24 protein-coding genes are annotated in these 26,847 nt (G+C 72.2%); 16 read left to right on the forward strand and 8 right to left on the reverse strand.

The window, feature by feature from the left end; genetic code table 11:
* Positions 1-316 precede the first annotated feature (316 nt).
* From AA23TX_RS09290 to AA23TX_RS09305, 4 genes are all read left to right on the forward strand, one after another.
* Complete coding sequence (locus tag AA23TX_RS09290; RefSeq protein WP_155542153.1) at positions 317-1,219, forward strand: helix-turn-helix domain-containing protein; 903 nt, start codon at positions 317-319, stop codon at positions 1,217-1,219.
* Between the two features lie 14 nt (positions 1,220-1,233).
* On the forward strand, positions 1,234-1,449 hold the full coding sequence (locus AA23TX_RS09295) for a DUF397 domain-containing protein (protein ID WP_155542154.1): 216 nt from the start codon (positions 1,234-1,236) through the stop codon (positions 1,447-1,449).
* A gap of 161 nt (positions 1,450-1,610) precedes the next feature.
* Positions 1,611-1,820: a hypothetical protein gene (locus tag AA23TX_RS09300; protein WP_155542155.1), complete on the forward strand. Its 210-nt coding sequence runs from the start codon at positions 1,611-1,613 to the stop codon at positions 1,818-1,820.
* Positions 1,821-1,881: 61 nt separating this feature from the next.
* Positions 1,882-4,905 carry a helix-turn-helix transcriptional regulator gene (locus AA23TX_RS09305; RefSeq protein ID WP_155542156.1) on the forward strand — a complete coding sequence of 1,008 codons (3,024 nt, stop codon included), beginning with the start codon at positions 1,882-1,884 and terminating at the stop codon, positions 4,903-4,905.
* A gap of 141 nt (positions 4,906-5,046) precedes the next feature.
* Here AA23TX_RS09305 and AA23TX_RS09310 read toward each other — a convergent pair whose 3' ends face one another.
* The 3 genes from AA23TX_RS09310 to AA23TX_RS09320 all read right to left on the reverse strand — a co-directional run bounded on the left by AA23TX_RS09310 (position 5,047) and on the right by AA23TX_RS09320 (position 8,479).
* Complete coding sequence (locus tag AA23TX_RS09310; protein ID WP_155542157.1) at positions 5,047-6,657, reverse strand: succinic semialdehyde dehydrogenase; 1,611 nt, start codon at positions 6,655-6,657, stop codon at positions 5,047-5,049.
* A gap of 109 nt (positions 6,658-6,766) precedes the next feature.
* On the reverse strand, positions 6,767-7,777 hold the full coding sequence (locus tag AA23TX_RS09315) for a hypothetical protein (protein WP_155542158.1): 1,011 nt from the start codon (positions 7,775-7,777) through the stop codon (positions 6,767-6,769).
* Between the two features lie 84 nt (positions 7,778-7,861).
* Positions 7,862-8,479 (reverse strand): TetR/AcrR family transcriptional regulator, encoded by a 618-nt coding sequence (locus AA23TX_RS09320; RefSeq protein ID WP_155542159.1) that lies wholly within the window; start codon positions 8,477-8,479, stop codon positions 7,862-7,864.
* 94 nt (positions 8,480-8,573) lie between these two features.
* Between AA23TX_RS09320 and AA23TX_RS09325 the strand changes: the two genes are divergently transcribed.
* Together AA23TX_RS09325 and AA23TX_RS09330 are read left to right on the forward strand one after the other, a co-directional pair.
* A complete protein-coding gene (locus AA23TX_RS09325) occupies positions 8,574-9,725 on the forward strand; it encodes an acyl-CoA dehydrogenase family protein (RefSeq protein WP_155542160.1) in 1,152 nt (383 codons plus the stop codon).
* An 11-nt stretch (positions 9,726-9,736) separates the two neighbouring features.
* Complete coding sequence (locus tag AA23TX_RS09330) at positions 9,737-10,873, forward strand: CaiB/BaiF CoA transferase family protein (protein ID WP_155542161.1); 1,137 nt, start codon at positions 9,737-9,739, stop codon at positions 10,871-10,873.
* Here AA23TX_RS09330 and AA23TX_RS09335 read toward each other — a convergent pair.
* Positions 10,870-11,400, reverse strand: coding sequence for a GNAT family N-acetyltransferase (locus tag AA23TX_RS09335; RefSeq protein WP_155542162.1), 531 nt, complete (start codon positions 11,398-11,400; stop codon positions 10,870-10,872). The two genes, AA23TX_RS09330 and AA23TX_RS09335, sit on opposite strands and share 4 nt — an antisense overlap.
* 272 nt (positions 11,401-11,672) lie before the next feature.
* Positions 11,673-12,446 carry a crotonase/enoyl-CoA hydratase family protein gene (locus AA23TX_RS09340; protein ID WP_155542163.1) on the reverse strand — a complete coding sequence of 258 codons (774 nt, stop codon included), beginning with the start codon at positions 12,444-12,446 and terminating at the stop codon, positions 11,673-11,675.
* Positions 12,447-12,570: 124 nt separating this feature from the next.
* Between AA23TX_RS09340 and AA23TX_RS49560 the strand changes: the two genes are divergently transcribed.
* From AA23TX_RS49560 to AA23TX_RS09360, 5 genes are all read left to right on the forward strand, one after another.
* Positions 12,571-12,738, forward strand: coding sequence for a hypothetical protein (locus AA23TX_RS49560; RefSeq protein WP_196425248.1), 168 nt, complete (start codon positions 12,571-12,573; stop codon positions 12,736-12,738).
* Between the two features lie 359 nt (positions 12,739-13,097).
* On the forward strand, positions 13,098-13,580 hold the full coding sequence (locus AA23TX_RS09345; protein WP_155542164.1) for a helix-turn-helix transcriptional regulator: 483 nt from the start codon (positions 13,098-13,100) through the stop codon (positions 13,578-13,580).
* 117 nt (positions 13,581-13,697) lie between these two features.
* Complete coding sequence (locus tag AA23TX_RS09350) at positions 13,698-14,612, forward strand: lytic transglycosylase domain-containing protein (protein ID WP_155542165.1); 915 nt, start codon at positions 13,698-13,700, stop codon at positions 14,610-14,612.
* Between the two features lie 377 nt (positions 14,613-14,989).
* Positions 14,990-15,388 (forward strand): hypothetical protein, encoded by a 399-nt coding sequence (locus AA23TX_RS09355; RefSeq protein ID WP_196425249.1) that lies wholly within the window; start codon positions 14,990-14,992, stop codon positions 15,386-15,388.
* A gap of 23 nt (positions 15,389-15,411) precedes the next feature.
* Positions 15,412-15,756 (forward strand): DUF3817 domain-containing protein, encoded by a 345-nt coding sequence (locus AA23TX_RS09360; protein ID WP_155542166.1) that lies wholly within the window; start codon positions 15,412-15,414, stop codon positions 15,754-15,756.
* On the opposite strand, the gene AA23TX_RS09365 is transcribed toward AA23TX_RS09360, so the two are convergent.
* Positions 15,734-17,158, reverse strand: coding sequence for an MFS transporter (locus AA23TX_RS09365; RefSeq protein ID WP_155542167.1), 1,425 nt, complete (start codon positions 17,156-17,158; stop codon positions 15,734-15,736). The two genes, AA23TX_RS09360 and AA23TX_RS09365, sit on opposite strands and share 23 nt — an antisense overlap.
* 135 nt (positions 17,159-17,293) lie before the next feature.
* Between AA23TX_RS09365 and AA23TX_RS09370 the strand changes: the two genes are divergently transcribed.
* Positions 17,294-17,854: a TetR/AcrR family transcriptional regulator gene (locus AA23TX_RS09370; protein WP_155542168.1), complete on the forward strand. Its 561-nt coding sequence runs from the start codon at positions 17,294-17,296 to the stop codon at positions 17,852-17,854.
* A gap of 28 nt (positions 17,855-17,882) precedes the next feature.
* Here AA23TX_RS09370 and AA23TX_RS09375 read toward each other — a convergent pair whose 3' ends face one another.
* Together AA23TX_RS09375 and AA23TX_RS09380 are read right to left on the reverse strand one after the other, a co-directional pair.
* Entirely contained in the window at positions 17,883-19,475 is a 1,593-nt protein-coding gene (locus AA23TX_RS09375) for a monocarboxylic acid transporter (RefSeq protein ID WP_155542169.1), read from the reverse strand.
* Entirely contained in the window at positions 19,472-19,909 is a 438-nt protein-coding gene (locus AA23TX_RS09380) for a DUF485 domain-containing protein (RefSeq protein WP_155542170.1), read from the reverse strand. The genes AA23TX_RS09375 and AA23TX_RS09380 overlap by 4 nt, the downstream gene beginning before the upstream one ends.
* A 1,012-nt stretch (positions 19,910-20,921) precedes the next feature.
* Here AA23TX_RS09380 and AA23TX_RS09385 point away from each other — a divergent pair.
* The 4 genes from AA23TX_RS09385 to AA23TX_RS09400 are packed head-to-tail and all read left to right on the forward strand — an operon-like array spanning position 20,922 to position 26,796.
* Positions 20,922-25,031 carry a sensor histidine kinase gene (locus AA23TX_RS09385; protein WP_155544340.1) on the forward strand — a complete coding sequence of 1,370 codons (4,110 nt, stop codon included), beginning with the start codon at positions 20,922-20,924 and terminating at the stop codon, positions 25,029-25,031.
* Positions 25,028-25,480 carry a roadblock/LC7 domain-containing protein gene (locus tag AA23TX_RS09390; protein ID WP_155542171.1) on the forward strand — a complete coding sequence of 151 codons (453 nt, stop codon included), beginning with the start codon at positions 25,028-25,030 and terminating at the stop codon, positions 25,478-25,480. Before AA23TX_RS09385 ends, AA23TX_RS09390 begins: the two co-directional genes overlap by 4 nt.
* A 7-nt stretch (positions 25,481-25,487) precedes the next feature.
* Complete coding sequence (locus AA23TX_RS50030) at positions 25,488-26,204, forward strand: DUF742 domain-containing protein (RefSeq protein ID WP_230862401.1); 717 nt, start codon at positions 25,488-25,490, stop codon at positions 26,202-26,204.
* 28 nt (positions 26,205-26,232) lie between these two features.
* Positions 26,233-26,796, forward strand: coding sequence for a GTP-binding protein (locus AA23TX_RS09400; protein ID WP_155542172.1), 564 nt, complete (start codon positions 26,233-26,235; stop codon positions 26,794-26,796).
* Positions 26,797-26,847 lie beyond the last annotated feature (51 nt).

A 26,847-nucleotide genomic window follows, 5' to 3' on the forward strand; every position in this document is an offset into this window, starting at 1 on the left:
AACGGCGTGGTGGAAGAGGGCCGGGACCGATCGGGGGACGGTCCCGGACCTCCACTCCCGATGATCACACGGCGAGCCGCGCGGTCATCGTCTACGCTGATCACAGGCCCTGAGCAGGGCTGGGGGAGCAATCCCGCCGCGCCCTTGTCACATCCTGTCTCAGTGCAGGATGCGAGCATACAGAAGCATTCTGCAAATTGCAGATACGACGCGCGTCGGGGTCCGGTAATCGGTGCCGTGCGATTACCCGGCCGTTCATGTTGGATACTGGCAGCGAGCGAACGGCTACGACGCCGTCGACATCCGGAGGTGCGCGATGGCAAGGGGACAGAGCCCCACGGTTCGCCGCCGGCGGCTCGCGGGTGAGCTCCGCCGGCTGCGCGAAGCCGCGGACCTGACGATCGACGAGGTGGGCGAGAAGCTCGAGTGCTCCGCGTCGAAGGTCAGCCGCATCGAGACCGGCCACGTCGGGGTCACCCCGCGTGACGCGCGGGACATGCTGGCCCTCTACGGCATCACCGGCGACGAGCAGGAGGCGCTCGTCCAGCTGGCCAGGGAGGCCCGCAAGCGTGGCTGGTGGCACGCCTACAACGAGGTCTTCACCGGCACGTTCGTCGGGCTCGAAGCCGACGCCAGCTCGCTGCGCGCGTTCCAGGCGCTGCTGGTGCCCGGCCTGCTGCAGACCGAGAGGTACGCCCGCGCGGTGATCCGGGCGCTGCGGCCGGACGCCGAGGACGCCGAGATCCGCCGCCGCGTCGCCGCCCGGATGGCGCGCCAGGAGCTGCTGTCCGACACCCCGCCGCCGGAGTACTGGGCGGTGATGGACGAAGCCGTCCTGCGCCGCGTCGTCGACGGCCCCGAGGTGATGGCCGAACAGCTCTACCGCATGCTCGCGATCGCCGAGAAGCCGAACGTGACCATCCAGGTCGTGCCGTTCGGGGCCGGCGCGCACCCGGGCATGGAGGGTCCCTTCCTGATCATGGGCTTCCCCGAGCAGGCCGACCCGGACGTCGTCTACGTCGACGACAGCACGTCCAGCGGCCTCTACCTGGAGGAACCCACAGACGTCCGGCGCTACGGGCTGATGTTCGACCATCTGCGCGCGGCCGCACTGAAGCCGGACGACTCGGTGGAGCTGATCGCCGAGGCAGCCGGGCGGTTCGCCGAACAGGCTGCCGCACCGGCTCCGGTGCACCATCTGGAACCGAGAACACAGTAAGGGAGTTGGGGACCATGGAGAACGAGTTTTCGGAGGCACTGTCCGGGGTGCGGTGGCGCAAGAGCAGCCACAGCGGCGGCGGGAACGACTGCGTCGAGGTCGCGTTCGTCGCCGGCGGTGCCGCGCTGCGCGACTCGAAGGACCCCGAAGGTGGTGCTTTCCGCCTCCCCGCATCCGGTTGGCGGGGGCTGCTGGCCGCGGTGCGGCCCGGCGGCCCCGTGCAGGACTGAGGCGGCTTCGAAGACCCCTTACCCCCGTCGAGCTGGGCTCGGCCGGGAGTAAGGGGTCTTTTCGCGTCCAGGGCCACGTGATCACCCGATGCCTGAGGCCGACCCTCAGGACGAACCTGAGTGCTACCAACCGGAGAACTCGGGGACAAAGGGGAAACACGATGCACAGCGATCTGCTGCTCGACGCGGTCCGGGCCGAAGCGGCTTACCGGGCCGAGGAACTGCGGAAGGCCGGGCGCAGCGCCTGGGCCGTCCGCGCCCGTCGCGCCGTCCGCCACCTGCGGGCCGCGCGCACCGATGTCGACGTGCCGGCGCAGGAGCGCCGCGAAGCCGCGCGGGAGACCGCGGGCGTCGGCGAGACCGCCCGGTAGGGGCGGCGAGATGGTGTCGAAGGCGATAAGCGGTCGGAAACTGTCGGTGGGGTAGGCAAGAATGCTGATCGTGCCCCGACTCGGCTCCGGAATCCCGCTCGTCGCCCGTACCCACGAGATGCGGCGGCTCCGCGCCGCCTTCGCCAGGGCAGAACGTGGCGAAGCCGGCGCGGTGCTGCTCTCGGGGGACGCCGGGGTCGGCAAGACCCGGCTGCTGACCGCGCTCGGCGAGCACGTCGAGGCGAGCGGTGGGCTGGTGCTCACCGGCCGCTGCATCGACGTCCGCGAAGGCGGTCTTCCTTATCTTCCGTTCGCCGAAGCGCTCGCCCCGCTGGGCAGCTCGGCGGACCCGTCGGTGGCCGCCGCGGTGCGGCTCCGGCCCGCGCTCGGGCGGCTGCTGCCGCAGGGCCAGGGCCTGGAGGAACCGCGCCCGGCCGAACACCCGCCGATGACCTCGAACGACCGGGAGACCATGGTGCGTCCCCGGCCCGAGCAGGATCTCGGCCAGCTGCAGTTGTTCGACGCGGTACTGGGGGTGCTGACCGAGATCGCCCAGGCGCGCCCGGTGGTGATCCTGCTGGAGGATCTCCACTGGGCCGACGCCTCGACCCGCAACCTGCTGTCCTTCCTGCTCAGCAGGCTGCGGGCGCAGCGGCTGCTGGTCGTGGGCAGCTACCGCGAGGAGGACGTGCACCGGCGTCACCCGCTGCGCGGCCTGCTGTCGGAGCTGGTCCGCCTCGCCACCGTCGAGCGCGTCGACCTGCACCCCTTCGGTACCGCCGACGCCCGGAAGTTCGTCGAGGCGCTGGCCGACGAGCCGATGCCGGCCGACGTCGTGGCCGACATCGTCGCCCGGTCCGAGGGCAACCCGTTCTTCGCCGAGGAGCTGCTTGCCACCCAGACCGAGTGCAACGACCTGCCCGCCGGGCTCGCCGAAGTGCTGCTGTCCCGGCTCGAGCGCCTCTCGCCGGACACCCGCCGGGTGGCCCGCGTGATCTCGGTGGCGAACGAGCCGGTGATGCACGGCGCGCTCGCCGAGGTCTCGGGGCTGGGGGAGCTGGAGCTCGACGAGGCGCTGCGCGAAGCCGTCCAGCACCACGTCCTGGTGGTGCTGTCCGACGGCTCCTACACGTTCCGGCACGCGTTGCTGCAGGAAGCGGTCTACGGCGACCTGCTGCCGGGGGAGCGGTCGCGCACGCACGCGGCGTACGCCGCCCGGATCCGGGCGCGGCCGCAGGGCCGCGGCCACGACGCGAAGCTGGCCTACCACTCGATGCAGAGCAGCGACCTGGTCACCGCGCTGCCGGCGCTGCTGCGCGCGATGGACGAGGCCGAGAAGCTCGGCGCGCCCGGGTCGGCGCTGCAGCACGTCGAGCAGGCACTGTCCATCTGGGACGCGGTCCCGGAGGCCGAGCGGCCCGAAGGGTTCGACGAGCTGCGGCTGCTGCACGAGGCGTCCTACTTCGCGGGCACGTCCGGCGAGCCCGAGCGCGCTGTGGCCTTCGCGCGGTCGGCCACGCAAGCCTTGAAGCCGGACACGGCGGCCGACCGCGCGGCCAAGACGTGGCGGCGGCTCGCCGAGGCCCTGCTGGCGCTGGAAGGCACCCTCGACGAAGCGACCGCGGCCATCGACCGCGCCTGGGACCTGGTGAAGGACACCGAGCCGAGCGGCACGCGCGCGTGGGTGCTGGCGGGCCGCGCCGGGTTCCTGCGGATCCTCGAACAGCCGGAGGCGGCGCTGGAGAGCGCGCGCGCCGCGGTCGCCGACGCGCAGGCGGTCGGGGCGGCGGCCGCGGAGGCCGCGGCCCTGGTCACCCTGGGCACGCTCGCCGACTCCGCGGGCGATCCCGCCGAGGCACGGGAGTGGCTGCGCAAGGCACAGCGGAAGGCACGGGACGCCGGCGCGCCGAACACCGAGATGCGCGCGACGTACTTCCTGGCACTGAGCTACGACGACCACGCCGACTTCGCCGAAGCGCTGGACCACGTCACGAGCGGCGTCGCCCGGGCGGAAGAGACCGGGCTCAGCTGGAGCGTCTACGGGCTGGAGCTGCGCGCCCGGCAGCTGACCCTGCGCTACCTGATGGGCGACTGGCCGGACGAGAGCGCCAGCCGGGCCGGGCGTGGGGTGTCCAGCGCGGTCGCCGCGCGGATCCTGGCGATCTGGTCGCTGTTCGTCGTCGCGCGCGGCCGGTTCGACGAAGCCGCGAAGCTCGTCGCCGGGTTGCGCCGGCATTGGACGGCGGACATGCAGATCCCGCTGTCGGTCGGGGACGCGGGCATCCAGCTGGCGTACTGGCGGGGCGACCGCGCCGAGGCCGTGCGCCGCGCCGAGGACCTCATCGGCTGGCTGGAACGGATCGAACCCGGTCTGCTGGCCGGCATCCGGGTGGCCGCGGTCGGGGTGACCGCCGCGGCCGCGCACGCCGCCGACGCCCGGGTCCGCGGCGACCAGGCCACGGCCGCCGCCGCGGTGGCGGCCGGCGAGCGGATGCTGGCGCACGGCCGGATGTGCGCGGTCGTCGGGCAACCGCGGTCCGGGACGCTCGGGCCGGAGGGCCGGGCGTGGCTGGCCCGGCTGGAGGCGGCGGCGTCCTGCCTGACCGGCCGGGGCGACGCGGAGAAGTGGGCGGCCGCGGCGGCGGCGTTCGGCTACGGCGCCGTGTACGAGCAGGCGATCTGCCACTGGCACGAGGCCGAAGCCCTGCTGGCCGCGGACGGTGACGCGGGCGCGGCCATCGAGGCGGCCCACGCCGTGGCCGTCCGCCTCGGCGCGATCCCGCTGCGCGACGCCGTCCGCGACCTGGCGCACCGCGCCCGCGTCGAGCTGGCGGGCGTCGAGCCGGCGGCCCCGGCCCGCACGGTGGCCGACCCGCTGACCGACCGCGAGCGCGACGTCCTCGAGCGCGTGGCCCTGGGCCGCACGAACCGCCAGGTCGGCGAAGAGCTGTACATCAGCGAAAAGACGGTGAGCGTCCACCTGTCCCGCGTGATGGCGAAACTCGGCGCGAGCCGCCGCGCGGAAGCGGTCGCGATCGCCTACGACCGCGGCCTCCTGACGGCCCCCACCGCCGAACACGCGTGATCAGAGGGTCGACACGCGTGATTGCCGAGCCGACACTCGTGATTGAAGGGTCGACACGGCTGGGCTTGCGGCCGGCGCCGTGTCGACCCTCAAATCACGAGTGATGACCCTTCGATCACGCGTACTGACCCTTCCGTCACGTCAGCGGGGGAGGCGGCGGAGGGCCTTGAGGCCCAGGGTCATGCCGCGGGACCACAGCGAACCCGGGACCCGGCGAGGCGGGCGGAGGGCCAAGCCGCGTTGCAGCGCGATCGACTGGGACTCCGTGTACTTCAGGAGGCCCTCGGCGCCGTTGCGGCGGCCGACGCCCGAGTCCTTCATGCCGCCCATCGGGACGCCGACGCTGCCGAACGTCGCCGCGTAGCCCTCGTTGACGTTGACCGTCCCGGCCTTGAGCCGTGCCGCGACCTCCCAGCCCGCGCGGCCGTTGCGCGACCAGACGCTGGCGTTGAGCCCGAACGGCGTGTCGTTGGCCCGGTCGATGGCGTCGGTGACGTCGGTGTAGCCGTAGATCGAGACGACCGGCCCGAACGTCTCCTCCGCGAACGGCACCATGTCCGGCGTGACCCCGGACAGCACCGTCGGCTCGTAGAACAGCGGGCCGAGGTCGGGCCGGGCCCGGCCGCCGGTGAGCACGGACGCGCCCTTCCCTCGGGCGTCCTCGACGTGCGCCGACACCGTCGCGAGCTGGTCTTCCGACGTCAGCGACCCCATCTGGGCGTGGTAGTCCAGCGCGCCGCCGAGCTTCAGCGCCGCGGTCCGGGCGACGAACGCGCGGGTGAACTCGTCGCGGATGTCTTCGTGGACGTAGATCCGCTCGACCGACACGCACAGCTGGCCCGCCGAGGAGAAGCACGCGGTCACCGCACCCGTCGCGGCCTTCGCGATGTCGGCGTCCGGCAGCACGACCATGGGGTTCTTGCCGCCGAGCTCCAGCGAGTACGACGTCAGCCGCTTCGCCACCTGGCCGGCCAGCTCCTTGCCGGTCGGCGTGGACCCGGTGAAGCACAGGTAGTCCGACTCCTCGACCAGCGCGGTGCCGATCTTCGAGCCGCGGCCGAGCACGATCTGCCAGGTCCCGGCCGGCAGCCCGGCCTCCTCGGCGAGCTCCTGCAGCCACAGCGCCGAGAGCGCGGTCTGGTTGTCCGGCTTCTGCACCACGGCGTTGCCGGCGGCCAGCGCCGGGAGGACGTCCATCGCGGTGAGCGCGAGGGGGTAGTTCCACGGCGAGATGACGCCGACGACGCCCTTGGGGTGCCGGATCTCGCCGGCCCGGGTCAGGCCGGGGATGACGCCGGCGACCCGGCGCGGGGCGAGCAGCTTCGCGGCGTGCTTGCCGTAGTAGGCCGCGACCAGCGCGGTCGCGCTGACCTCGTCGAACGCGTCGAGCCGCGCCTTGCCCGCCTCGACCTGGACCAGGTCGAGCACCTCGTCCTGGCGGGCGAGCACGAGGTCGTGCAGCCGGGTGAGGACGCGGGCGCGCTCGGCGGGGGAGCGCTCCGCCCAGGCCCGCTGGGCCGTCCGCGCGCCGGCGAACACCGCGCGGACGTCGGCGTCGGTGGCCTGGGGCAGCGTCGCGATCGGCTGGCCGGTGAAGGGGGCGTGCATGCGGATCGGCGCCGAGTCCGCGCCGCCGGCCACGCGGGCGACGAGCTGGGCCGCCCGTGCCGAGCCGGGAGCCCCGGCGACGCCGCCGACGGTCGGCGGCAAGGGGGTGTCTTCGACCGCGTTCGCGGGGGTCGTGCTGGTCATGACGTCTCCGTTCCGCGGCGTCCGGAGTCCACGCGGTGCCGCGCAGAGGTTACCGACGAGTACACCATACCGTCGGTACGTCAGTTGTCCAGCCTGATGTGAATAAGTTTCACGTATTGGGTGGGTTCAGCGGTGGGAGCTGGTAGTTCGGCTCCGTCGGCGACGGCGGCTCCTGCCCAGGATGTGGATGGGCCTGCGTCGCGCCGCCGTAAGCGTCGTCGAGCCGCGATGACAGCCCGTCGGCCGGCGCGGGCGTCACCTCGCCGGACTGCGCCGGGAAGGGCTGCGACGGGGGTCCGCTCTGCGCCGGGAAGGGCTGCGAAACCGGTCCGCCCTGCGCGGGGAACGGCTGCGACGACGGCGCACCCGGGTACGGCTGCGGCCCGCCGGGGTACGGCGGCTGGGCACCCGGATGGGGCGGTCCGTACTGCTGCGGCGGAACCGGGTACGGCCGCGGCTGCTGCTGGTACGGCCCGCCGTACGGCCCCGGGGAGAATCCCGCCGGCGCGGTGGCCGGCGCCCGCCGCCCGGCGAGCGTCGCGAGGATCAGCGTCACCACGCCCAGCGCGCCACCGCCGATCAGGATCCAGAACCCGATGCCGGTCGAGTAGACGGAGCTGAGCGACTCGTCGTCGGACTCGTAGCTCAAGGTCGCCGAGACGTCCATGCCGAGCATCCAGACCGCCGCGGCGACCCCGGCACCGCCGGCGACGAGGGCCGTCCGGGCGCCCGAGCGCACTCCGGGACCCGCCGAACGCCGCGCACCCGCGAACGCCAGGCCGGCTCCCGCCAGCAGCACCAGCGCGCCGGCCGACAGCGGGATCCCGTAGCGCGCGACGTGGGTGTTCTCGTAGAACTTCTTCGCCTCGGGGCTGGGCTCGACGTCGAACGAGCGCGTCCAGGCGCTGATCGTCTGGCTGCTCTCGGCCTTGCCGCCGACGACCTGCTCGAACTTCGTCTGCGGGAGGAACGACCCGGCCAGCACGAGCACCGCGGCCAAGGCGCCGACGATCGCGGCGATCAGCCGGAAGCGCGCGCCGGCGTCGGCGGGCGGCCGGGGCGGCGGTGGCTGCTGCACCGGGGGAGGGCCGTACGGGTTCTGGTACGGGCTGGCGGTCATCGGAGCTCCCCTCGTCCGGGGGGATTGGACCACGAATCCGCCTGCGGGATAAGGGGTATTCCAGCCCTTGCGGGGCCCGGCTGGTCAGCTTGGCGCAGTGGCTGCGTCCTGGTAGAGCAGCACCGCGATCCGCTTCCACTCTTCCAGCAGCTGCCGCCGCCGGTTCGGGTCGCCGCCGAGCTCGGCGTCCAGCGCCAGCCCGCGGGTCAGGTTCACGGTGAGCCAGAACAGCATTTCCGCGCGTTCGGGCGGCAGCTCGCCGGCGACCTGGGTGACGTGCTCCAGCGTGGCGCGGCCGAGCGCGCGGTCGACCGGGCGGATGGCCGCGCGCAGCTCGGGGTCGGTGCGGGCGGCGACCCACAGCTCGGTGACGGCGGTGGAAAGGGTGCCGGAGTAGCCGGTCCAGAGCAGGTCGATCGCCGCGGCGACGCCGGTGCCGCCGCTGGGCAGCTCGTCCAGCGACGCGGCGAGCTGGCGGCGCAGCTTCGTCGTCAGGTGTTCGACGGCGGCCGCCATCAGCTCGGCCTTCGCGGTGAAGTGGTGCTGCACCGCGCCCTTCGAGACGCCGGCGCGGGCGCAGATCTCCTGCACCGACGTGCGCGCGTACCCGACGTCCACCAGGCAGTCGATGGTGGCGTCGAGCAGCGCCGTGCGGGTCTGTTCGCGCCGCTGCGCCTGGGTCCGGTGTGCCGCCGCGGTCACTTCGGCCTCCCTGCTTTACCTACAGGCCGGTACGGATGTACATTCCGCAGAGAACTTACATGCTGATCGTCATGTTTTCCAGCAGGAGGGTCCCGTGCCGCTTCAACTCCCGAAGAGCTCCTGGAGCACGACCGAGCTCGACGACCTCCGCGAGCTGTCGCGGTCGTTCCTGCAGAAGGAGGCCGTGCCGCACCAGGAACGCTGGGCGGCCGAGAAGAAGGTCGACCGCGAGCTGTGGACGAAGGCCGGCGACGTCGGCCTGCTCTGCCTCTCCATCCCCGAGGAGTACGGCGGGGGCGGCGGCACCTTCGCCCACGAGGCCGTGCTCTACGAAGAGCAGGCCCGCTCGGGCGACAGCGCGTGGGGCGTGACCGTCCACAACGGAATCGTCGCGCACTACCTCAACGCGTACGCCGCCGAAGAGAAGAAGCGCGAGTGGCTGCCGAAGATGGCCAGCGGCGAGCTGGTCGGCGCGATCGCGATGACCGAGCCCGGCACCGGCTCCGACCTGCAGGGCATCAAGACCCGCGCGGTGCGCGACGGCGACCACTACGTCATCAACGGCGCGAAGACCTTCATCACCAACGGGTTGCACGCCGGCCTGGTGGTCGTCGCGGTCAAGACCGACCCGGACGCGGGCGCGCAGGGCGTCTCGCTGATCGTGGTCGAGACCGACACCCCGGGCTTCCGCCGCGGCCGCGTGCTCGACAAGGTCGGCCTCAAGGGCCAGGACACCGCCGAGCTGTTCTTCGACGACGTCCGCGTGCCCGCGGCCAACCTCCTCGGCGACGCCGAGGGCCAGGGCTTCTTCCAGCTGATGCTGCAGCTGCCGCAGGAACGGCTGATCATCGCCGTCACCGCGGTGGCCGGCCTGGAGGCGGCGGTCGACCTCACGCTGGAGTACACGAAGGAACGCACGGCGTTCGGCCGGCCCATCTTTTCCTTCCAGAACACCAAGTTCAAGCTCGCCGAGGCCGCCACCGAGGCCGCCGTCGCGCGGGCGTTCCTCGACCAGTGCATCGAACGCCACCTCAAGGGCGAGCTCGACGTCCAGGGCGCGGCGATGGCGAAGCTGTGGACCACCGAGCGCGTCAACAAGGTGATCGACGACTGCGTGCAGCTCTTCGGCGGCTACGGCTACATGTCCGAGTACCCGATCGCGCGCGCGTGGGCCGACGTCCGGATCTCGCGGATCTTCGGTGGTACCAGCGAGATCATGAAGGAAATCATCTCCCGCTCGCTCTGAAAGGACCCGACATGAAAGCAGGTCCGCTCAGCGGCCTGAAGGTGGTGGAACTGGCCGGGCTCGCCCCCGGCCCGTTCGCCGCGATGATCCTTTCCGACCTCGGCGCCGACGTCGTCCGCGTCGACCGCGCGGCACCGGGGGAGGACGTGCTGGGCATCCAGACCGACCCGCTCGCCCGCGGCCGCCGCTCGGTCGGCATCAACACCAAGACGCCCGAGGGCGTCGAACTGGTGCTGAAGCTGTGCGACACCGCCGACATCCTCATCGAGCCCTTCCGCCCCGGCGTCGCCGAACGGATCGGGCTCGGCCCCGACGTCGTCCACGCCCGCAACCCGCGGCTGGTCTACGGCCGGATGACCGGCTGGGGCCAGGACGGCCCGCTGGCCACCGCGGCCGGGCACGACATCAACTACATCGGCATCTCCGGCGCGCTCGAGCCGATCGGGCGCGCGGGCGAGCGGCCGGTGCCGCCACTCAACCTCGTCGGCGACTTCGGCGGCGGCGGGCTGCTGCTGGCGATGGGCATCCTGGCCGCGCTGTACGAACGGAACACCTCGGGCCGCGGGCAGGTCGTCGACGCGTCGATGGTGGACGGCGCCGCGCTGCTCACCACGAGCCTGCACGGCATGGCCGCGGCCGGGCTCTGGGGCGGCGCCCGTGGCGAGAACATGCTCGACGGCGGCGCCCCCTTCTACGACACCTACGAAACCGCGGACGGCAAGTACGTCGCCGTCGGCGCGATCGAGATGCGGTTCTGGGGCGACTTCGTGAAGGTCCTCGAGCTGGACCCGGCGGACCTGCCGCTGCACATCGACAGTTCGCAGTGGCCCCGCCTTCGCGAGATCGTGGCGGGGGCGATCGCCAAGCACACCCGCGACGACCTCGTCGCGCGCGCCGAAGGCACCGACGCCTGCCTGACGCCGGTGCTGTCGCCTTCGGAGGCTCCGCAACACCCGCACAACGCGGCGCGCGGAACGTTCGTCGAGATCGGCGGCATGGTCCAGCCCGCGCCGGCCCCGCGGTTCGGCCGCACCCCGCCCGAGACGCCGGAAGCCCCGCGCGCCAAGGGATCCGACACCGAAGCCGTGCTCGCCGAACTGGGCGTCACGGACCTCGGCGCCCTACGTTCGGCGGGGGCGATCGCCTAGGTCTTGGCCAGGTCGGAGCGCACGACCGAGTAGACGACGCTGTCGCGCCACTCGCCGTCACGGAAGCCGTAGCCGCGAAGGATGCCTTCGCGCGTGAAGCCGGCTTTCTCGAGCGAGCGCTGTTCGGCGCGGTTGCCGACCTCGGTCGTCGCTTCGACCCGGTTGAGCTGGGTGTGGGCGAAGAGGTACTCGGCGAGCAGCCGCTGGGCTTCGGTGCCGTAGCCGTGGCCACGCGCTTCCGGCGCCAGCACGAGTCCGACGTTCCAGCAGTAGGACGTCGGCCCGGTGCGGCTGCGGTGCCAGGAGACGAGACCGAGGATGCGGCCGCCGAGCGTCGGCACGAGCATCCCGGTTTCGGTGGTGAGCATGCCGGTTTCCTGCCAGCGGCGGCGCAGGTAGCCGGGATCGTGCCAGCCGAACCACTGGTGCTCCCCGGCGGCGACGGGATCGTTGGTCAGCCGTTCCAGGAGGTCGAGATCGCCTTCGGCCACGGGCCGGAGCACGACTCTCGGAACATCGTCGTCCATCGGTCGACCCTATCGGCCGCCCGACCGGAACCGCCCCGGTTCTCCGTGATCCACCCGGTCGAGCCATGGCCGGTCACCGACCGAAACCCCGTGACCAGCCAGGCATCACGCGTGATCGGAGAGTCGACACGCGTGACTGGAGGGTCGACACGGCGGGGACGATCGGCTTCGCCGTGTCGACCCCGCAGTCACGCGTGTCGACCTCCCAGTCACGCGTGTCGACTCCTCGAGCACGAGTGATGCCCCTGCAGTCACGGGTGATGCCCCTCTGATCACGTGAAAGTGCCGTGCCGGCCCTCGCCGCCGGCGAACCGGGCCGCGCCGTCGACCGCTTCCGCCGCCAGCACCCTCGCGCCCATCGCCGCCCGGAACTCCGTCGCGAGCGCGTCCTCTTCGGACTTCCCCCACTGCTCGAGCGCCGAGAGCCGGTCGCCCCGCAGGCACGTCTGCGGGAACGCCGCGAGCTGCCGCGCCAGCTCCTGCGCCGCGGAAACCGCTTCGCCGGCCGGCGCGAGCCGGTTCGCCAAGCCGATCTCCAGCGCTTCGGGCGCCTCGACGGCCCGTCCGGTCAGGATCAGGTCCATCGCGCGGGACTGGCCGATCAGCCGCGGCAGCCGGACCGTGCCGCCGTCGATCAGCGGCACGCCCCAGCGGCGGCAGAACACCCCGAACACCGCCGTCGCGTCCGCGACCCGCAGGTCGCACCACAGCGCCAGCTCCAGCCCGCCCGCGACGGCGTGCCCGTGCACGGCGGCGATCACCGGCTTGCCGAGGCGCATCCGGGTCGGGCCCATCGGGCCGTCCCCGTCCGGGTGAGTGCGGTTCACCCGGTCGGTGCCGATCGCCTTGAGGTCCGCTCCGGCGCAGAACGCGCCACCCGATCCGGTGAGGACCGCGACGGCGGCGCCGGGGTCCGCGTCGAACTCGCGGAACGCCTCGGCGAGCTCGGCCGCGGTCGGCCCGTCGACGGCGTTGCGGGCGGCGGGGCGGTCGATGGTGACCGTCGTCACCGCGCCGTCCCGCTCGACCAGTATGTTCCGGGTCATCGCCGCTCCTCGGGGCCGGTCGGGGGTGATCGGGGGTTGATCGGGGTGTCTTCGGGGCACGCCTTCCCTAGAGTATTGACGTGGCCACTCCCAGGACGGGGACGGCGAGCCGGGGAGGAAGCGCATGTCGAGCGGCATGAAGAAAGTTCTCATCGTCGGTGTCGTCGCGCTCGTGCTCTTCTTCCTGATCACCCAGCCCACCCAGTCCGCGGACTTCGTGCACCGCGTCCTCGGCTGGCTCAAGGACGGCGCCGAAGCGATCGTGACGTTCTTCCGGTCGCTCTTCTCCTGACCACCGGAAACGCTCTGACCGGCGCCGCAAAAGGCGGCGCCGGTCGTCACCCTGTGTGTTAGCGGACGGTAAATCACTGAGTGTCACGAATCTCGGATTTCGGACCGAACGCTCGACCATCCGGGTGGATTGCGGCCGAAAACGCGCAGGTCGGCGAATTCGTGCCTGCCGGGGTCTGGCGAAGGAGACCACCCCGGCCCTACGGTGCTCACATTGCGTGATCGGGTGGTTCGCCATCCCCCCGGAGAACCCCGGTGCGCAGGCAGTTTCCACTCAGCAAGGTGCAGGTTGGTGCGTGCGGCACCACCGCGTGGGACAGGTGTCAGGCCTGTCCGTCGGGGACCTACAAGGAGGCAGGGATGACCGGAGATCCCGGAGTGGACGCGCTGATCCGGCAATGGGCCGCGGAGCGCGAGCAGACCCCCGAAGAGCAGGAGGTCGACCGCATCGCGTCCGCGTGGCTGGCGGACGCGCCTGCGCAGGCTCCGGGCATCCCCGGCCAGCGTGCCCGTACGGGGCAGCAGCGGTTCGTCCCGGTCGAGGCGGCCGATCCCGGCTACCTCGACGCGATGCGGCGCCGGTTGCCGGAAGTACCCGAAGAGCTCCTCACCGCCGCCGCGGGCTGGTGGCAGATGGTCGGCGGCGTCGCCGAGGCCGAGGAGTGGTGGGACGCCGGTCTCAGCCCGCTCGACCAGCGGGCCCTCGACTACCGGGCGGCCGGGCTCGCGCCGTCCGACCTGAGCCGCCGGCTCGGGCCGATGACCGTCCTTCAGCACCTCCGCCGCGGCAGTGCCCCGGCCTGGTGCGTCGCGCGCCTCGCGCGGCAGCAGAAGTCCGCCTGACCTTTCCACTCGGCCGGGTGAACCGGTGTGGTGAGACGATCGCGACGACCCGCGTAACGCTAACCTGCGCGGGCTCGTTGACACTTCGTCGACACCACGCTGGAGGACCGGAGTTACGTGCGCACCAGGACCGGAAAGAACGAGGACGACCCGATCGACGCGAGCGTCGAGGAAGCCGCCCCCGCCGCACCGGCACCGGCGCCGCGCTCCGCGAGTGTCGCGGTGCTCACCCGGCTGATCGTGGTCCTCGCCGTGCTGGCCGTGGCCGGCGGCGGGATCTGGCTCGTCACCCGCGCGTCGACGCCGGAGGCGAGCCCGCTCACCACCGAAATCCCCGCCCTGCAGGTCAAGGCGGCCGACGTCCGCCCGGGGTCGGTCGCGCCGGCCGGCGGTGCGGTCGCGGGCGGGGCCGAGCAGCAGACGTCTCCCCAGCAGGCCCGCAGCACCGGCCCGGCGACGCTGTCCCAGTGGGCGACCCAGGTCGCCGCGGCGACCGGAGTCCCGGCGCGGGCGCTGCAGGCGTACGGCAACGCCGAGCTGGCGATGCGCGCGGACCAGCCGAAGTGCAAGATCTCGTGGGCCACGCTCGCCGGCATCGGCCGGATCGAGTCGAACCACGGCCAGTACGCGGGCGCGGTCCTCGGCGCGGACGGCCGCCCGTCCAAGCCGATCATCGGCGTCCCCCTCGACGGATCGGCGGGCGTCCAGGCGATCGGCGACACGGACGGCGGCCGCTACGACGGCGACGCCGGTGTCGACCGGGCGGTCGGCCCGATGCAGTTCATCCCGAGCACGTGGCGCAAGTGGGCATCGGACGGCAACGGCGACGGCCTCGGCGACCCCCAGCAGATCGACGACGCGGCTTTGGGGGCGGCGCGTTATCTGTGCGCGGGCGGGCGGGACATGGCGAGCCCTTCGGGGTGGTGGGCCGGGATCCTGTCGTACAACAACTCGACGGAGTACGCGCAGAAGGTGTTCGGCCTGGCCGATGGCTATGCGAAGGGTGCCCAGTCGGTGCGCAAGCAAGGCTGAGTTTCGGGCCCTCCCGCAAGTAAGCAGGCCCCACCCATCCCTGGGGGCTGACCCCGATCCAGTCTATCGCCGACCCCCGACGAAGAACCCGGTCGCGGCCGGGTTGTCCACAATCGCCCGGGGGTGGGGACAAGCGGTCAAGCACCCGGGAAGCAAAGCCGCCGGGGGCTGACCCCTGTCAGGTCAAGGGCACGGGAACCTGCACCGCCCGGGGCTGACCCATCGCGAGGTCAAAGCACCCGGCAACCCGCATCGCCTGGGCGGACCCGACCGTCAGGTCAAGCGCACGTGAACCCACACGACCTGCGCTGAGAGCGACGCCACCTGGCGCGCAAGTCGGCCGCCGGCCCTCAGCCGCCCAGTGCTAGCGTCGGAGCGTGCCAGCTTCCCCTTCGCCGGCGGCTTCCCCCTGGGGACGCCGGATCGCGATCGCCGCGACGTGCCTGGTGAGCCTGCTCGTCTGCTGCGGGCTCGCCTGGTGGCAGTGGGACCGCTTCACCTCGGCGAACGGCACCTTCCAGAACCTCGGCTACGTCCTGCAGTGGCCGCTCTTCGGCCTGTTCCCGGCCTTCATGTTCTGGCGGATCCGCAAGCTCCGCCAGAAGGCCGAGGCCGACGGCACCGCGGACGACCGCCCGAAGCCGGCCCCCGTCGCCGAGGTGCCCGCTCCCCGTCCCCGGCCCGACGTGCGGCCGACGGACGAGGACGAGGAGCTGGCCGCGTACAACCGTTACCTGCGCGAGCTGAACGCCCGCGACCAGCAGGCCGCCGAGTGAGGCCGCAGAGTGAGGACGTCCCGATGACCACCAGCACCGAAGGTGCCGCCCAGACCGCGGTGCCGCTCGCCGGCCCCCTCGTCCGGTTCCGCACCGCCGCCTACGTCACCGGCGTCGGGCTGCTCGGCCTCTGTTTCGTCATGGTGCTGCGCTACGGCTTCGACAACCCGACGCCGTCGGCGGTCTACTCGCCGATCCACGGCGTGCTGTACATGATCTACCTCGTGCTGACCATCGACCTGGCGATCAAGGCCCGCTGGTCGATCAAGGGCACCGTGCTCGTGCTGCTGGCCGGCTGCGTCCCGTTCGTCTCGTTCCTCGTCGAGCGCCGGGTGACGCACAAGGTCAAGGCCGGGCAGAAGCTGTAACCCGCCGGAACGTCAGCGCCACCAGGACCGTGCCCGCCGCGAACACCGCGGCCGTCGCGAAGGCCGACGTCATGCCGTCGACGACGAGCTGAGCTCCCGTCGCGCCCGACGAGCGGGTCGTCGCGCCGAACACCGTGACCAGCACGGCCAGCCCCAGCGTGCTGCCGACCTGCTGCATCGTCTGCAGGACGCCGCCCGCCGCGCCCGCGTCGTCGTTCGGCACGGTGGCCATCACGATCACGTTGAGCGGCGCGAACGCCAGCCCGCCCCCGAGCCCCATCAGCACCAGCGGCCCCAGCAACGCGGGGAAGTACGCGCTGGTGGTCGTCAGCATCGCCAGCCAGCCGACGCCCGCCAGCATCAGCAGCGTGCCGGTGACGGCGAGCGGCTTCGGGCCGTAGCGCGGGAGCAGCCGCGGCACGAGCCGGCTCATCGTGAAGATCAGCGCCGCCATCGGCAGGAACGCGAAGCCGGTGGCCAGCGCGGCGAAGTGCCGGACGTCCTGCATGAACTGGGTGAGGAAGAAGAACATCGACATCATGGCCATCGGGCCGAGGAAGAAGTTGACGTAGGCCGCGCTGCGGTCGCGGTCGGCGAACAGCCGGAGCGGGACCAGCGGCATCGCGGTGCGGGCCTCGATCGCGACGAACGCCGTCAGCAGCGCCAGCCCGCCGGCGAGCGAGCCGAGCGTCACCGGGTTGCCCCAGCCGTCGGACGCCGCGTGGGTGAAGGCGAACACGAGCGAGCCGACGCCCAGGGTGCCGGTGATCGCGCCGGGCAGGTCGAGGTGCGCGGGGCGGCGGGCCGGTTCGGGGACGAACCGGGGTGCGAGCAGCACGATCGCGAGGCCGAACGGGACGTTGATGAACAGCGCCGCGCGCCACGAGATCCACTCGGTGAGCAGGCCGCCGACGATCAGGCCGATCGCGAACCCGCCACTGGACATGGCGGAGAACAGCGCGAGCGCCCGGATGCGGGCCTTGGCCTCGGTGAACGTGGTCGTGACCAGCGCCAGGGTGCTCGGACCGGCCATGGCGGCGCCGACGCCCTGCAGGACGCGGGCGGCGATGAGCAGCGTGGCCGAGCCGGCGAGGCCGCCGGCCAGCGACGCGAGGGTGAACAGGGCGGTGCCCGCGACGAACATCCGGCGTCGCCCGAACAGGTCGCCGGCGCGGCCGCCGAGCAGCAGGAGACCGCCGAAGACCAGGCTGTAGGCCGTCATCACCCAGGACAGGCCGGTGGCCGAAAACCCCAGGTCGGCCTGGATGCGTGGGAGCGCGACATTCATGACGGTCGCGTCGAGGATGAGCATGAGCTGACAGGTGAGGATGATCGCGAGGACCAGCCCGCTGCGGCGCGCCGGGGCAGGCTCGACCGCAGGATGGATCGTTTGCTGGGACAAGAGATACTCCCCCAAGGAGTACGGAGGTAAGCGGAGAGTTTCTCCGCTTGGGTGCGATCCGATAATATGGAGAGTGTCTCCGGATGCGCAAGTGAATTCGGAGAATCTCTCCGGTTAAGTGGCGAGGAGGCCGGGATGCCGGGTGCGGACTCGGAGCGTCCGATGCGGGCGGACGCGCGGCGCAACTACGAGCGCATCGTCGCGACGGCGAAGGATCTCTTCACCGCGCACGGCGCCGACGTGCCGCTGGACGACATCGCGAAGAAGGCCGGGGTGGGGGCGGGCACGCTGTACCGGCACTTCCCGACGCGCGAAAAGCTGTTCGAAGCGGTCTACCGCGACGAGATCGAGGTGCTCGCCGACCGCGCGTACGTACTGCACGACGAGCTGGCGCCGTGGGAGGCTCTCGAGGCCTGGCTGCGGGAACAGGTCACCTGGGTCGTGGAGCGGCACAAGCTGGCGACGGTGCTCAAGGAGTCGATCGACTCGGGCTCGGAGACGTTCCAGTACTGCCAGGTGCGGCTGCGGGAAGCGGTCGGGGTGCTGGTCGACGCGGCCGCGGGGCTGATCCGGCCCGACGTCGCGGGGCCCGACGTCCTGCGGCTGGCCCACGGGGCGGGCATGGCGGTGCGCAACTGCAGCCCCGAGGACGGGAAACGCGTGCTGACCGTGATCCTGGACGGCCTGCGCGCGTGACGCAGGCCGTCCAGGATCGTCAGGCAAGTCAGCTGCCGATCCCGGTGAGGGACCGGACCTCCATCTCGGCCTGCTTCTCCAGGTTCGCCTTCGGCTTGCCGACGAGGGTGCCGACGAACCCGCAGAGGAACGAGAACGGGATCGACACCAGGCCCGGGTTCTTGAGCGGGAACCAGGCGAAGTCGATGCCCTTGAAGATCGCGTCTGGTGCGCCCGAGACGACCGGCGAGAAGAGCACCAGGATCAGGCTCGCGGCCAGGCCGCCGTAGATGCCCCAGAGCGTGCCCGTCGTGTTGAACCGCTTCCAGAACAGCGAGTACAGCAGCGTCGAGAGGTTCGCCGACGCCGCGACCGCGAACGCCAGCGCGACCAGGAACGCGATGTTCTGGCCGTTCGCCAGCACGCCGCCGACGATGGCCAGCGCCCCGACCGCGATCGCGGTCAGCCGCGCCACCCGGACCTCGTCGGCCGGGTCCGCCTTGCCGCGCTTGAAGATGTTCGCGTAGACGTCGTGGGCGAAGGAGGCCGACGCGGTGATCGTCAGCCCGGCCACCACCGCGAGGATCGTCGCGAACGCCACCGCGGCGATGATGCCCAGCAGCAGCGTCCCGCCGACGTGCAGGGCCAGCAGCGGCGCCGCCGAGTTCTCCCCGCCGGGCGCGGCCTTGATCTCGTCCGCGCCGACCAGCGCGGCCGCGCCGAAGCCGATGACCAGCGTGCACAGGTAGAACAGGAACATGCACGCCGTCGCCCAGACGACGCTTCGCCGCGCCTCACGGGAGTTCGGCACGGTGTAGAAGCGCATCAGCACGTGGGGCAGTGCCGCCGCGCCGAGCACCAGCGCCAAGGCCAGTGACACGAAGTCGAGCTTCGTGGTGGCGTTCTTGCCGTACGAGCCGCCCGGCTCCAGGAGCTTGTCGCCGAGCGGGCTGTTCTCCGCGGCCGACGAGAGCAGGTTCGAGAACGAGAAGCCGAACTTGCCGAACAGGAACACCGTGAGCAGCGCGCCGCACAGCAGCAGGATGGTCGCCTTGATGATCTGCACCCACGTGGTGCCCTTCATCCCGCCGACCAACACGTACAGCACCATGACCAAGCCGACGACGCCGATCACCAGCGCCTGGCCGAGCTTGGAGTGGACGTTGAGCAGCAGCGCCACCAGGCCGCCGGCGCCCGCCATCTGCGCCAGCATGTAGAAGAAGGAGATCACCAGTGTCGACGTCGCCGCCGCCGCGCGGACCGGGCGCTGCTTCATCCGGAAGCTCAGCACGTCGCCCATCGTGAAGCGGCCGGTGTTGCGCAGGAGCTCGGCGATCAGCAGCAGGTCGACCAGCCAGGCGACGAGGAAGCCGATCGAGTAGAGGAAGCCGTCGTAGCCGTGCATCGCGATGGCGCCGGCGATGCCGAGGAACGACGCCGCCGACAGGAAGTCGCCCGACAGCGCGATGCCGTTCTGGCGGCCGGTGAACGCGCTGCCCGCGGCGTAGTAGTCGGCCGTCGAGGAGTTCCGGCTGCTGGCCCGGTAGACGACGTACAGCGTGATCGCCACGAACAGGGCGAACACGGCGGTGTTGACGAGCGGGTCGCTGGCCGGGGTGCCTTCGGCGGCGAGGGCGGTCATCGGCGGGTCCCTTCCGTCAGGCCCGCGCGGGCCCGCAGCTCGGCCACGCGCGGGTCGAGGTGGCGGCGCGCGTAGCGCAGGTAGAGCCAGGTGACCAGCGCGGTGCTGGCGAACTGGCCGATGCCGAGCAGGATGCCGACGTTGACCTGGCCGAACACCTTGGTGCTCATGAAGTCGTGCGCGTACGCGGCGAGCAGCACGTACGTCATGTACCAGGCGAAGAAGGCCAAGCTCATCGGGAAGACGAAGGCCCGGAACCGCCGCCGCAGCGAGCCGAACTCGCGGCTGGCCTGGATCGCGGGGTAGTCGGGACCCGGGCGGGGAACGGGCCGGCGGTGCTGGGCCGCGGGTGGGCGGTCCCCGGTGAACAGGGCCGGCATCTGGCCGGTCTCCTCGAGGGGGTTGCCCGCCGCGGGGCGCGCGACGTCGTACATGTGGGTTGCCTCCGGCAGAGTGCCTCCGTGGCGGCGGGGCCCCGGCCGTCTGCGGACAGCGCGCCGGGCCGCCCTTGCGGACTGCGAGACGAACATCGTAACTAGGCCGTCCGGCGGACATCGCAGGCGGCCGGTCGGTCCAGGACGCGCGGAACGCGCGGTATTCGATTTCTCGTCGAAAGCGTCGAATGGAGTAGTGCTTCATGATCACGAGCAGATCACCCGTAATGATGAAAAGAATTGTGACGCCACGTTGTCGCATCCGGCGGGCACTGCGGCGAACGAGCTAATCCGGTCGAGGGTCGATCCGCGTCGGACACGCAGAGTGTCCGTGAGCGCTCACGTCGTCCCGGAGAGTGTCGCCCGCCTGCGGGCGTGGCGGTGAAGATCCACTGGTCAGCGGTCAGTCTCGAAAGAAATCACCAGGTCGGGGCACGATGGGGGACAACGCCACAACATCGGGCACATCTTGAGACTTGACCCACCCGATGGGGGTACTGAGTGTAGATCGTCCGAGGTACTACACTCCTCTGCGTGGGCTAATCGGGTGACGGCCGGATGCCTGGGTGAGACGCTTCCGGTAACCGGAATTCCCTCTTCGGGGGCGGTGAGGGCGAATGTGCGGGGTGGTTCTCGGCCCGGAATCCACTTTTCGCAGGTCAGCGCCCGAGTGGAGAACAAAATTGACCGTCCGGGCGCCGGGGGTACGATTCTTTGGCCCAGCTGACCGCAGCGATCGATTGGCACCGATTAAGTTGATCTCGACGACCGTGCAGACCGCAAGTTGCGCCGTGCACGTGCACAGTCCCTTGCACGGGACGGCGGGACGGTGCCTGCACGAGTGCGCGGACGGCCGGGCGGCCGGGGACGAGCGAGGGCACCGGGGACGCGGCAGGGCGCGGGCGGCACGACCGTCCGGCGGCCCGCCACGAGCCGGGACGCCGCGCCGTCGACGCGGATCCATGACGCCGGACAGGGAGTCACTCACGTGACCGTTGCAGGAGAAGGTCAGGTGCCCGTGGGGGAGCTGCTCGGCCGAGCACCCCGGCGGTCCAAGGGGAAGGACGCGTGGCGCGCCCTCGTGCGCTGGCGCGACTGGAGCCTGCCCGTCAAGCTCTCGGCCGTCACCGTCGTCCCCATCGTGCTCGCGCTGGTCCTCGGCGTCACGACGATCGCGGGCCAGGTCGGCCGCTCGGCCGAGTACCAGCGCCTCGACCGGCTCGTCTCGCTCGGCGGCCAGACCCGCGCGCTCACCGGTGCGCTGCAGCAGGAGCGCACGGTCACCGCGGCGATGCTGACCGACGGCACCGTCGGCGGCACGCCCGCGCTGGCCGCGGCCCGCAAGGCCACCGACGCCGCGGTCGGGCCGTTCACCGCGGCGCAGGCCCGCGCGTCCGAGGTCGAGCCCGGCGTGGCCGGGGCCGCCGGCGCGGCCACCGCGCAAGTCAACAACCTCGGCTTCCTCCGCCGCCAGGTCGACGGCGGCCAGCTCGACCCGGCCCAGGCCGTCACCGCGTACTCCGGGACCACCGGCTCGCTGATCGGCCTCGACACCGCGGCCACCGCGGGCGCCGGCGACGGCACCCTCGGCGGGACCCCCGCCGGGCTGCACGAGCTGCTCGTCGCGGGCGAGCAGGTGTCGGTCAGCCAGGCACTGGTCTCCTACGGCATCGCCCGCTCCGCGCTGTCGCCGAGCGAGCTGGCCACGCTGCGCGCCGCCGAGCTGCGGCTGGCCGACCGGCTCATCGACTTCCGCTCCGCGGCGGGTGACACGCTGCAGCGCGACTTCGCCGCGATCGCCGAAGGCGCGCAGGCCCAGAGCCGGGCCCGGATGGTCGAGTCGGTGCTGAACGCGCAGGGGAACACGGTCGACGACGCCTTCCGCGCCCTGTCCGCGGCCGACTGGACCGCCGCGTCCTCGGCGATGCGGACGCAGATCGGCCAGGTCGCCGACCGGCTCGGCGCGTCGGCGTCGGCCACCTCGGAGCAGCTCGTCGACGACGCCAGCAGCGGCGCCGGCCTGCTCGCGGTGCTGCTGTTCGCCGCGATGGTGCTCGCCGTCGCGGTCGTCTTCCTCATCACCCGGCAGCTGCTGCGCTCGCTGAAAGCACTGCGTCGCAGCGCTCTCGACGTCGCCGAAACCGCGCTGCCCGAAGCGGTCCGCAACATCCAGGAAGGCCGCGTGCAGGGCACGGCCGTCGTGCCGGTGCCGGTGCAGACCGAGGACGAGGTCGGCGAGGTGGCGCGGGCGTTCGACAAGGTCCACCACCAGGCGCTGCGGCTGGCGACCGAGCAGGCCGCGATGCGCACCGGCTTCGGCAGCGTCTTCGTCAACCTGTCGCGGCGCAGCCAGAGCCTGGTCCAGCGGCAGCTGCAGCTGATCGAGCAGCTGGAGCGGGACGAGGAGGACGCCGACCAGCTGGCGACGCTGTTCCAGCTCGACCACCTCGCCACCCGGATGCGGCGCAACAACGAGAACCTGATGGTGCTGTCGGGCGCGGAGCCCGGCCGCCGGTCCGGCAAGCCGGTCGGCACCACCGACATGCTCCGCGCCGCGGTCTCGGAGATCGAGCAGTACCAGCGGGTCCAGGTCCAGTCGCCGCCCCCGGCCCGGATCGTCGGCTACGCCGCGAGCGACCTGATGCGCCTGGTCGCCGAGCTGCTGGACAACGCGACGGCGTTCTCCGCGCCGGAGACGAGCGTGACCGTGGCGTCGCGGCTGGGCGAGGACGGCTCGCTCAACATCGACATCCTCGACAAGGGCATCGGCATGAACGAGGCCGAGGTCGCCGAGGCGAACACCCGGCTGACCGAGGCCGGGTCGGTCGACCTGGCCACCTCGCGCCGGATGGGCCTGTTCGTCGTCGGCCGCCTGGCCAGCCGGCACCGGATCGGCGTGTCGCTGCACGGCGGCCGGGACATCGTCGGCGTCCGCGCCACGGTCGTCGTCCCGGCGGAGCTGGTGATGGCGGTGACCGACGGCCCGCGGACGGGCCAGATCAGCGCGCAGCGGCCGCCCGCGAGCCCGCCGATGGGCAACCAGCTGCCGCGGCGCCAGGTCAACGGCAACTCGCGGCCGCGCCCGTTGGTGCCGGAGCAGCCGGCGATGGGGGAGGAGCGCTGGCCGTCGGCGAGCGACCTCGCCGGGCTGACCAACGGTCACGGGCCGGCCGGGATCCGGCCGCCGTCGGACCTGGAGATCTCCGGGACGGACCTGTTCGCGCCGCTGCCCAAGGACGACCCGGCCCCGCCGCCGCGGCCGACGCTGCCGCCGGTGCCCGCGGTGCTGCCGGTGCCGGACCCGCCGCGCGCCGGTGACCTGCCCTCGGGCAAGGACCTGTTCTCCGCCAACGAAACCACGTTGACCGACTGGTGGCAGCAGGCGACCGCGGAGCCGGCCCCGGCGCCCACTCCGGCGCCGGATCGCTCGGAGACGACGCCGATCTTCGACGAGATGCTGTCGGCGTGGTTCCGCGAGGACAAGCCCGCCGAGAAGCCGGCCGCCGCCGCTTCGGAAGATTCGGAGCCGGTCGCCGAGGCCCCGGAGAAGCCCGCTGCCGAGCCGCAGGAGGCCCGCAGCTGGGATTTCGCCAGCGACGAGAACTTCCGCACGGTCCAGGCGGTCACCAAGGCGGAGCCGACGGCGTTCACCGAGGCGGGGCTGCCCCGCCGCCGCCGCGGCGAGCAGCTCATGCCGGGCAGCGCGACCCCGGCCGCGGCGATTCCGGCGGCCCCGGCCCCGGCCCGTTCCGACCTGCCGGTCCGCGACCCGGCCGACGTCCGCGGGCGGCTGAGCAGCTTCCAGCAGGGCGTCACCCGTGGCCGCCGCCAGGCGCGCCAGGCACAGGGCACGGCACCCGCCTTCCAGCCGAACGCTCCTCAGCCGGAAGCCGCCGAGCCGGACACCTCGGCGGCGGCAGACCGGCAGCAGTCGTTCGCGCAGAGGCTCGAGCCGGGTGCACCCGGGGCGCAGCAGGACGCGGCGTTCCAGCAGAACGGCCTGCCGCGGCGGGGACAGCCAGGTGCCGGGCAGGCGCCGCAGCCGAACGGCCGGCCGGGCCGCCCGGCCGCCCGGCCGGACATGTTCCAGCCGCACGCGCCGGCGCAGCCGGGGTCCGCTGCTCCCGGTCAGCCTGGTGGTTCAGGCCAGGTGCCGGCCGCTTTCCGCCCGTCCGGCGAACCGGATGGATCGGGGCAGGGGTCTGCTGCTCTCGGTGAGTCGGATGGGTCGGCGCAGCCGGGCCAAACGCCGGCCGCCCTCCACCAGCCTGGCGAGTCCGACGGGCTGCCGCAGTGGAGCCAGGTGCCCGCCGCTCTCCGTCGGTCCAGTGAGGCGAACAAGCCGGCGCAGTCCGGCCAGTCTCCGGCCGCGCCTGAGGCCGGCGAACCCAGACAGCCGCCGGCCAGGCGGCCGTCGCCCGCGCCGCAGCAGTCCACACCGGCGCAGCCCGGCGAGCAGCCCTCCCCGTCGGACGGTTCGCCGCTGCCGGGGCAAGCTCAGCCCGCTGCCCTCCGCCCGGGCGAGCAGTCCTCCCCGTCCGACGGATCGCCGCAGCCGGGGCAAGCTCAGCCCGCCGCCCTCCACCAGCCCGCGCAGCAGGATGGCCCGGCTCAGCCCGGCGAACCGGCCGCGCCCCAGCAGCCCGGACCGCTGCCGAGCCGGCAGCCGCGGCCGTCGCCGCGCCCGCCGGCCTTCGGTGGACCCGACCGGCCGTCCCCGGCCTTCCTCGAGGGCCCGGGCCGTCCCGCCGTCCCGCCCTCCGCGCTGCCGTCACGGCGGGGCTCCGCGGATCCGGAAACGCCGGCGCCGCGCCAGGAAGAGTCGGCCGTCGAAGCCACCGCCGAGTGGAACTTCGGCACCGATGAAGGCTGGCGGGCGGTGCAAGCGGTGTCCCAGTCGGCACCTGCCACGTTCACTTCGGCAGGATTGCCCCGGCGCCGTCGCGGGGAGCAGCTGCTCCCGGGCAGCGCCGGACCGCCCACCGGGGCCACGGCCCCCCGACCACAACGGGACGCACACGACGTGCGCGGCCGCCTGCGAAGCTTCCAGCAGGGCATCGAGCGCGGACGCCACCGCACCGCGCGGGCCGAGACCAACCACGAGACACTGGAGGGCGAATGACCTCGCCGAGTAGCGCACAGCCGCCGCAGAATCAGTTCGGCTGGCTGATCAACGACTTCGCGGAGCGGGTGCCCGGCGTGGCCCACGCCGTGGTCGTCTCGGCGGACGGCCTGCTGCTGAGCGCGTCGAACCGGCTGCCGCTCGACCGGGCCGACCAGCTCGCCGCGGTCGCTTCGGGCCTGGTCAGCCTCACCCAGGGCGCCGCCCGGTGCTTCGAGGCGGGCGCGGTCAACGAGACCGTCGTCGAGATGGAGCTGGGGATCATGGTGCTGATGTCCATCAGCGACGGGTCCTGCCTGGCCGTGCTCGCGGCCCCGAACTGCGACATCGGGCAGGTCGCCTACGAGATGACGATGCTCGTCGACCGGGTCGGCCAGATCCTGACCCCGGAGCTGCGCGCTCAGCTTCAGGGCTCTGGTGGGTCGCTGATCGGCGAACCGGTGGGATGATGGCGCGATGAGCACAGGGTCCGGATTCGGCGGTGAACCACCCGAGGGGCAGCGGCCCCCCGGGCGAGAGGACGACGGCACCTTCGCCGACGTCCTCAACGGGTTCACCCTGGATTCCGGCCGTGCCCGCCGGAAGCGCAAGAAGAGCAAGGAGTCCCCGCCACCCCCGGCCGCCGGTGCGCACGCGGCCGCGGAACCGCCGGCGCCCGCGCCGTCGGCCGACCAAGGAGATCGAGTGACCTCTTTAGTCTCTCCACCCGGCAGTACCGACGGAGACGCCCCCAGACCAGGGGGGCTGTTCGACCCCGGACCGCCCAGCGGCGAGTTCATCATGCCCGCGGTGTTCGAACAGCCGCTCGCGCCCGAGGACCAGACGGCGATCGTCCGGCCGTACGCTTTGACCGGTGGCCGCACCCGGGCGAACTACGCCCTGGAGCTGGAGACACTGATCTCCGCGAAGGACTACGCTGCCACCGGTGGCTTCCCCGAAGTGGCCGCGGAGCAGATCGAGTGCATCTCGATCATGGAAGAGTGCCGGACCCCCCGTTCGGTCGCCGAGCTGGTGTCGGCCTTGCGGGTGCCTTTGGGCGTGGCCCGGGTGCTGATCAGCGACGCGGCGGACGCAGGGCTGGTCACGGTGCACAAGACGATAACGGGCAATGACGGCGCCGAGGCACATCTGGTGTTGATGGAAAGGGTTTTGAGTGGACTCCGTCGGCTTTAAGGCACCGCGGGACACCGCGCCCCCGACCATGACATCCGCCAAGATCGTGGTGGCGGGCGGCTTCGGCGCGGGCAAGACGACCTTCGTCGGGTCGGTGTCGGAAATCGTGCCGCTCACCACCGAGGCGATGATGACCGACGCGAGCGTCGGCGTCGACAACCTCGACCACACGCCGGGCAAGTCGACGACGACGGTGGCGATGGACTTCGGCCGGGTGTCGCTGGACGCGGACCTGATCCTGTACCTGTTCGGCACGCCCGGGCAGCAGCGGTTCTGGTTCATGTGGGACGACCTGGTCCGCGGCGCGATCGGCGCGGTCGTGCTGGCGGACACCCGCCGGCTGGCCGACTCGTTCGCCCCGATCGACTTCTTCGAAGATCGCGGCCTGCCGTACATCGTCGGCGTCAACACGTTCGACGGCGTGCTGGAGCACGACATCAACGACGTGCGCGAGGCCCTGTCGATCGACCCGAACATCCCGATCGTCCGCTGCGACGCCCGGGACCGCGAGTCGACGAAGCAGACGCTGATCACGCTGGTCGAGTACGCGATGCGCCAGTGGATCGCGCTGCGGGCGGCCAAGAGCCGCTGACGCCGGGGGAGCGGACGGTGCCGAGGAGGCACCAGCCGCTTCCGGGCGTGA

It is taken from the genome of Amycolatopsis camponoti (genome assembly GCF_902497555.1).
Classification (GTDB): Bacteria; Actinomycetota; Actinomycetes; order Mycobacteriales; family Pseudonocardiaceae; genus Amycolatopsis; species Amycolatopsis camponoti.

Excerpts from the sequence above, each read along its gene's own strand:
- AA23TX_RS09290 (WP_155542153.1), top strand. The coding sequence starts at position 317 with ATGGCAAGGGGACAGAGCCCCACGGTTCGCCGCCGGCGGCTCGCGGGT.
- AA23TX_RS09295 (WP_155542154.1), top strand. The coding sequence starts at position 1,234 with ATGGAGAACGAGTTTTCGGAGGCACTGTCCGGGGTGCGGTGGCGCAAG.
- AA23TX_RS09300 (WP_155542155.1), top strand. The coding sequence starts at position 1,611 with ATGCACAGCGATCTGCTGCTCGACGCGGTCCGGGCCGAAGCGGCTTAC.
- AA23TX_RS09305 (WP_155542156.1), top strand. The coding sequence starts at position 1,882 with ATGCTGATCGTGCCCCGACTCGGCTCCGGAATCCCGCTCGTCGCCCGT.
- AA23TX_RS09310 (WP_155542157.1), bottom strand. The coding sequence starts at position 6,657 with ATGACCAGCACGACCCCCGCGAACGCGGTCGAAGACACCCCCTTGCCG.
- AA23TX_RS09315 (WP_155542158.1), bottom strand. The coding sequence starts at position 7,777 with ATGACCGCCAGCCCGTACCAGAACCCGTACGGCCCTCCCCCGGTGCAG.
- AA23TX_RS09330 (WP_155542161.1), top strand. The coding sequence starts at position 9,737 with ATGAAAGCAGGTCCGCTCAGCGGCCTGAAGGTGGTGGAACTGGCCGGG.
- AA23TX_RS09335 (WP_155542162.1), bottom strand. The coding sequence starts at position 11,400 with ATGGACGACGATGTTCCGAGAGTCGTGCTCCGGCCCGTGGCCGAAGGC.
- AA23TX_RS09340 (WP_155542163.1), bottom strand. The coding sequence starts at position 12,446 with ATGACCCGGAACATACTGGTCGAGCGGGACGGCGCGGTGACGACGGTC.
- AA23TX_RS49560 (WP_196425248.1), top strand. The coding sequence starts at position 12,571 with ATGTCGAGCGGCATGAAGAAAGTTCTCATCGTCGGTGTCGTCGCGCTC.
- AA23TX_RS09345 (WP_155542164.1), top strand. The coding sequence starts at position 13,098 with ATGACCGGAGATCCCGGAGTGGACGCGCTGATCCGGCAATGGGCCGCG.
- AA23TX_RS09360 (WP_155542166.1), top strand. The coding sequence starts at position 15,412 with ATGACCACCAGCACCGAAGGTGCCGCCCAGACCGCGGTGCCGCTCGCC.
- AA23TX_RS09370 (WP_155542168.1), top strand. The coding sequence starts at position 17,294 with ATGCCGGGTGCGGACTCGGAGCGTCCGATGCGGGCGGACGCGCGGCGC.
- AA23TX_RS09375 (WP_155542169.1), bottom strand. The coding sequence starts at position 19,475 with ATGACCGCCCTCGCCGCCGAAGGCACCCCGGCCAGCGACCCGCTCGTC.
- AA23TX_RS09380 (WP_155542170.1), bottom strand. The coding sequence starts at position 19,909 with ATGTACGACGTCGCGCGCCCCGCGGCGGGCAACCCCCTCGAGGAGACC.
- AA23TX_RS09390 (WP_155542171.1), top strand. The coding sequence starts at position 25,028 with ATGACCTCGCCGAGTAGCGCACAGCCGCCGCAGAATCAGTTCGGCTGG.
- AA23TX_RS50030 (WP_230862401.1), top strand. The coding sequence starts at position 25,488 with ATGAGCACAGGGTCCGGATTCGGCGGTGAACCACCCGAGGGGCAGCGG.
- AA23TX_RS09400 (WP_155542172.1), top strand. The coding sequence starts at position 26,233 with ATGACATCCGCCAAGATCGTGGTGGCGGGCGGCTTCGGCGCGGGCAAG.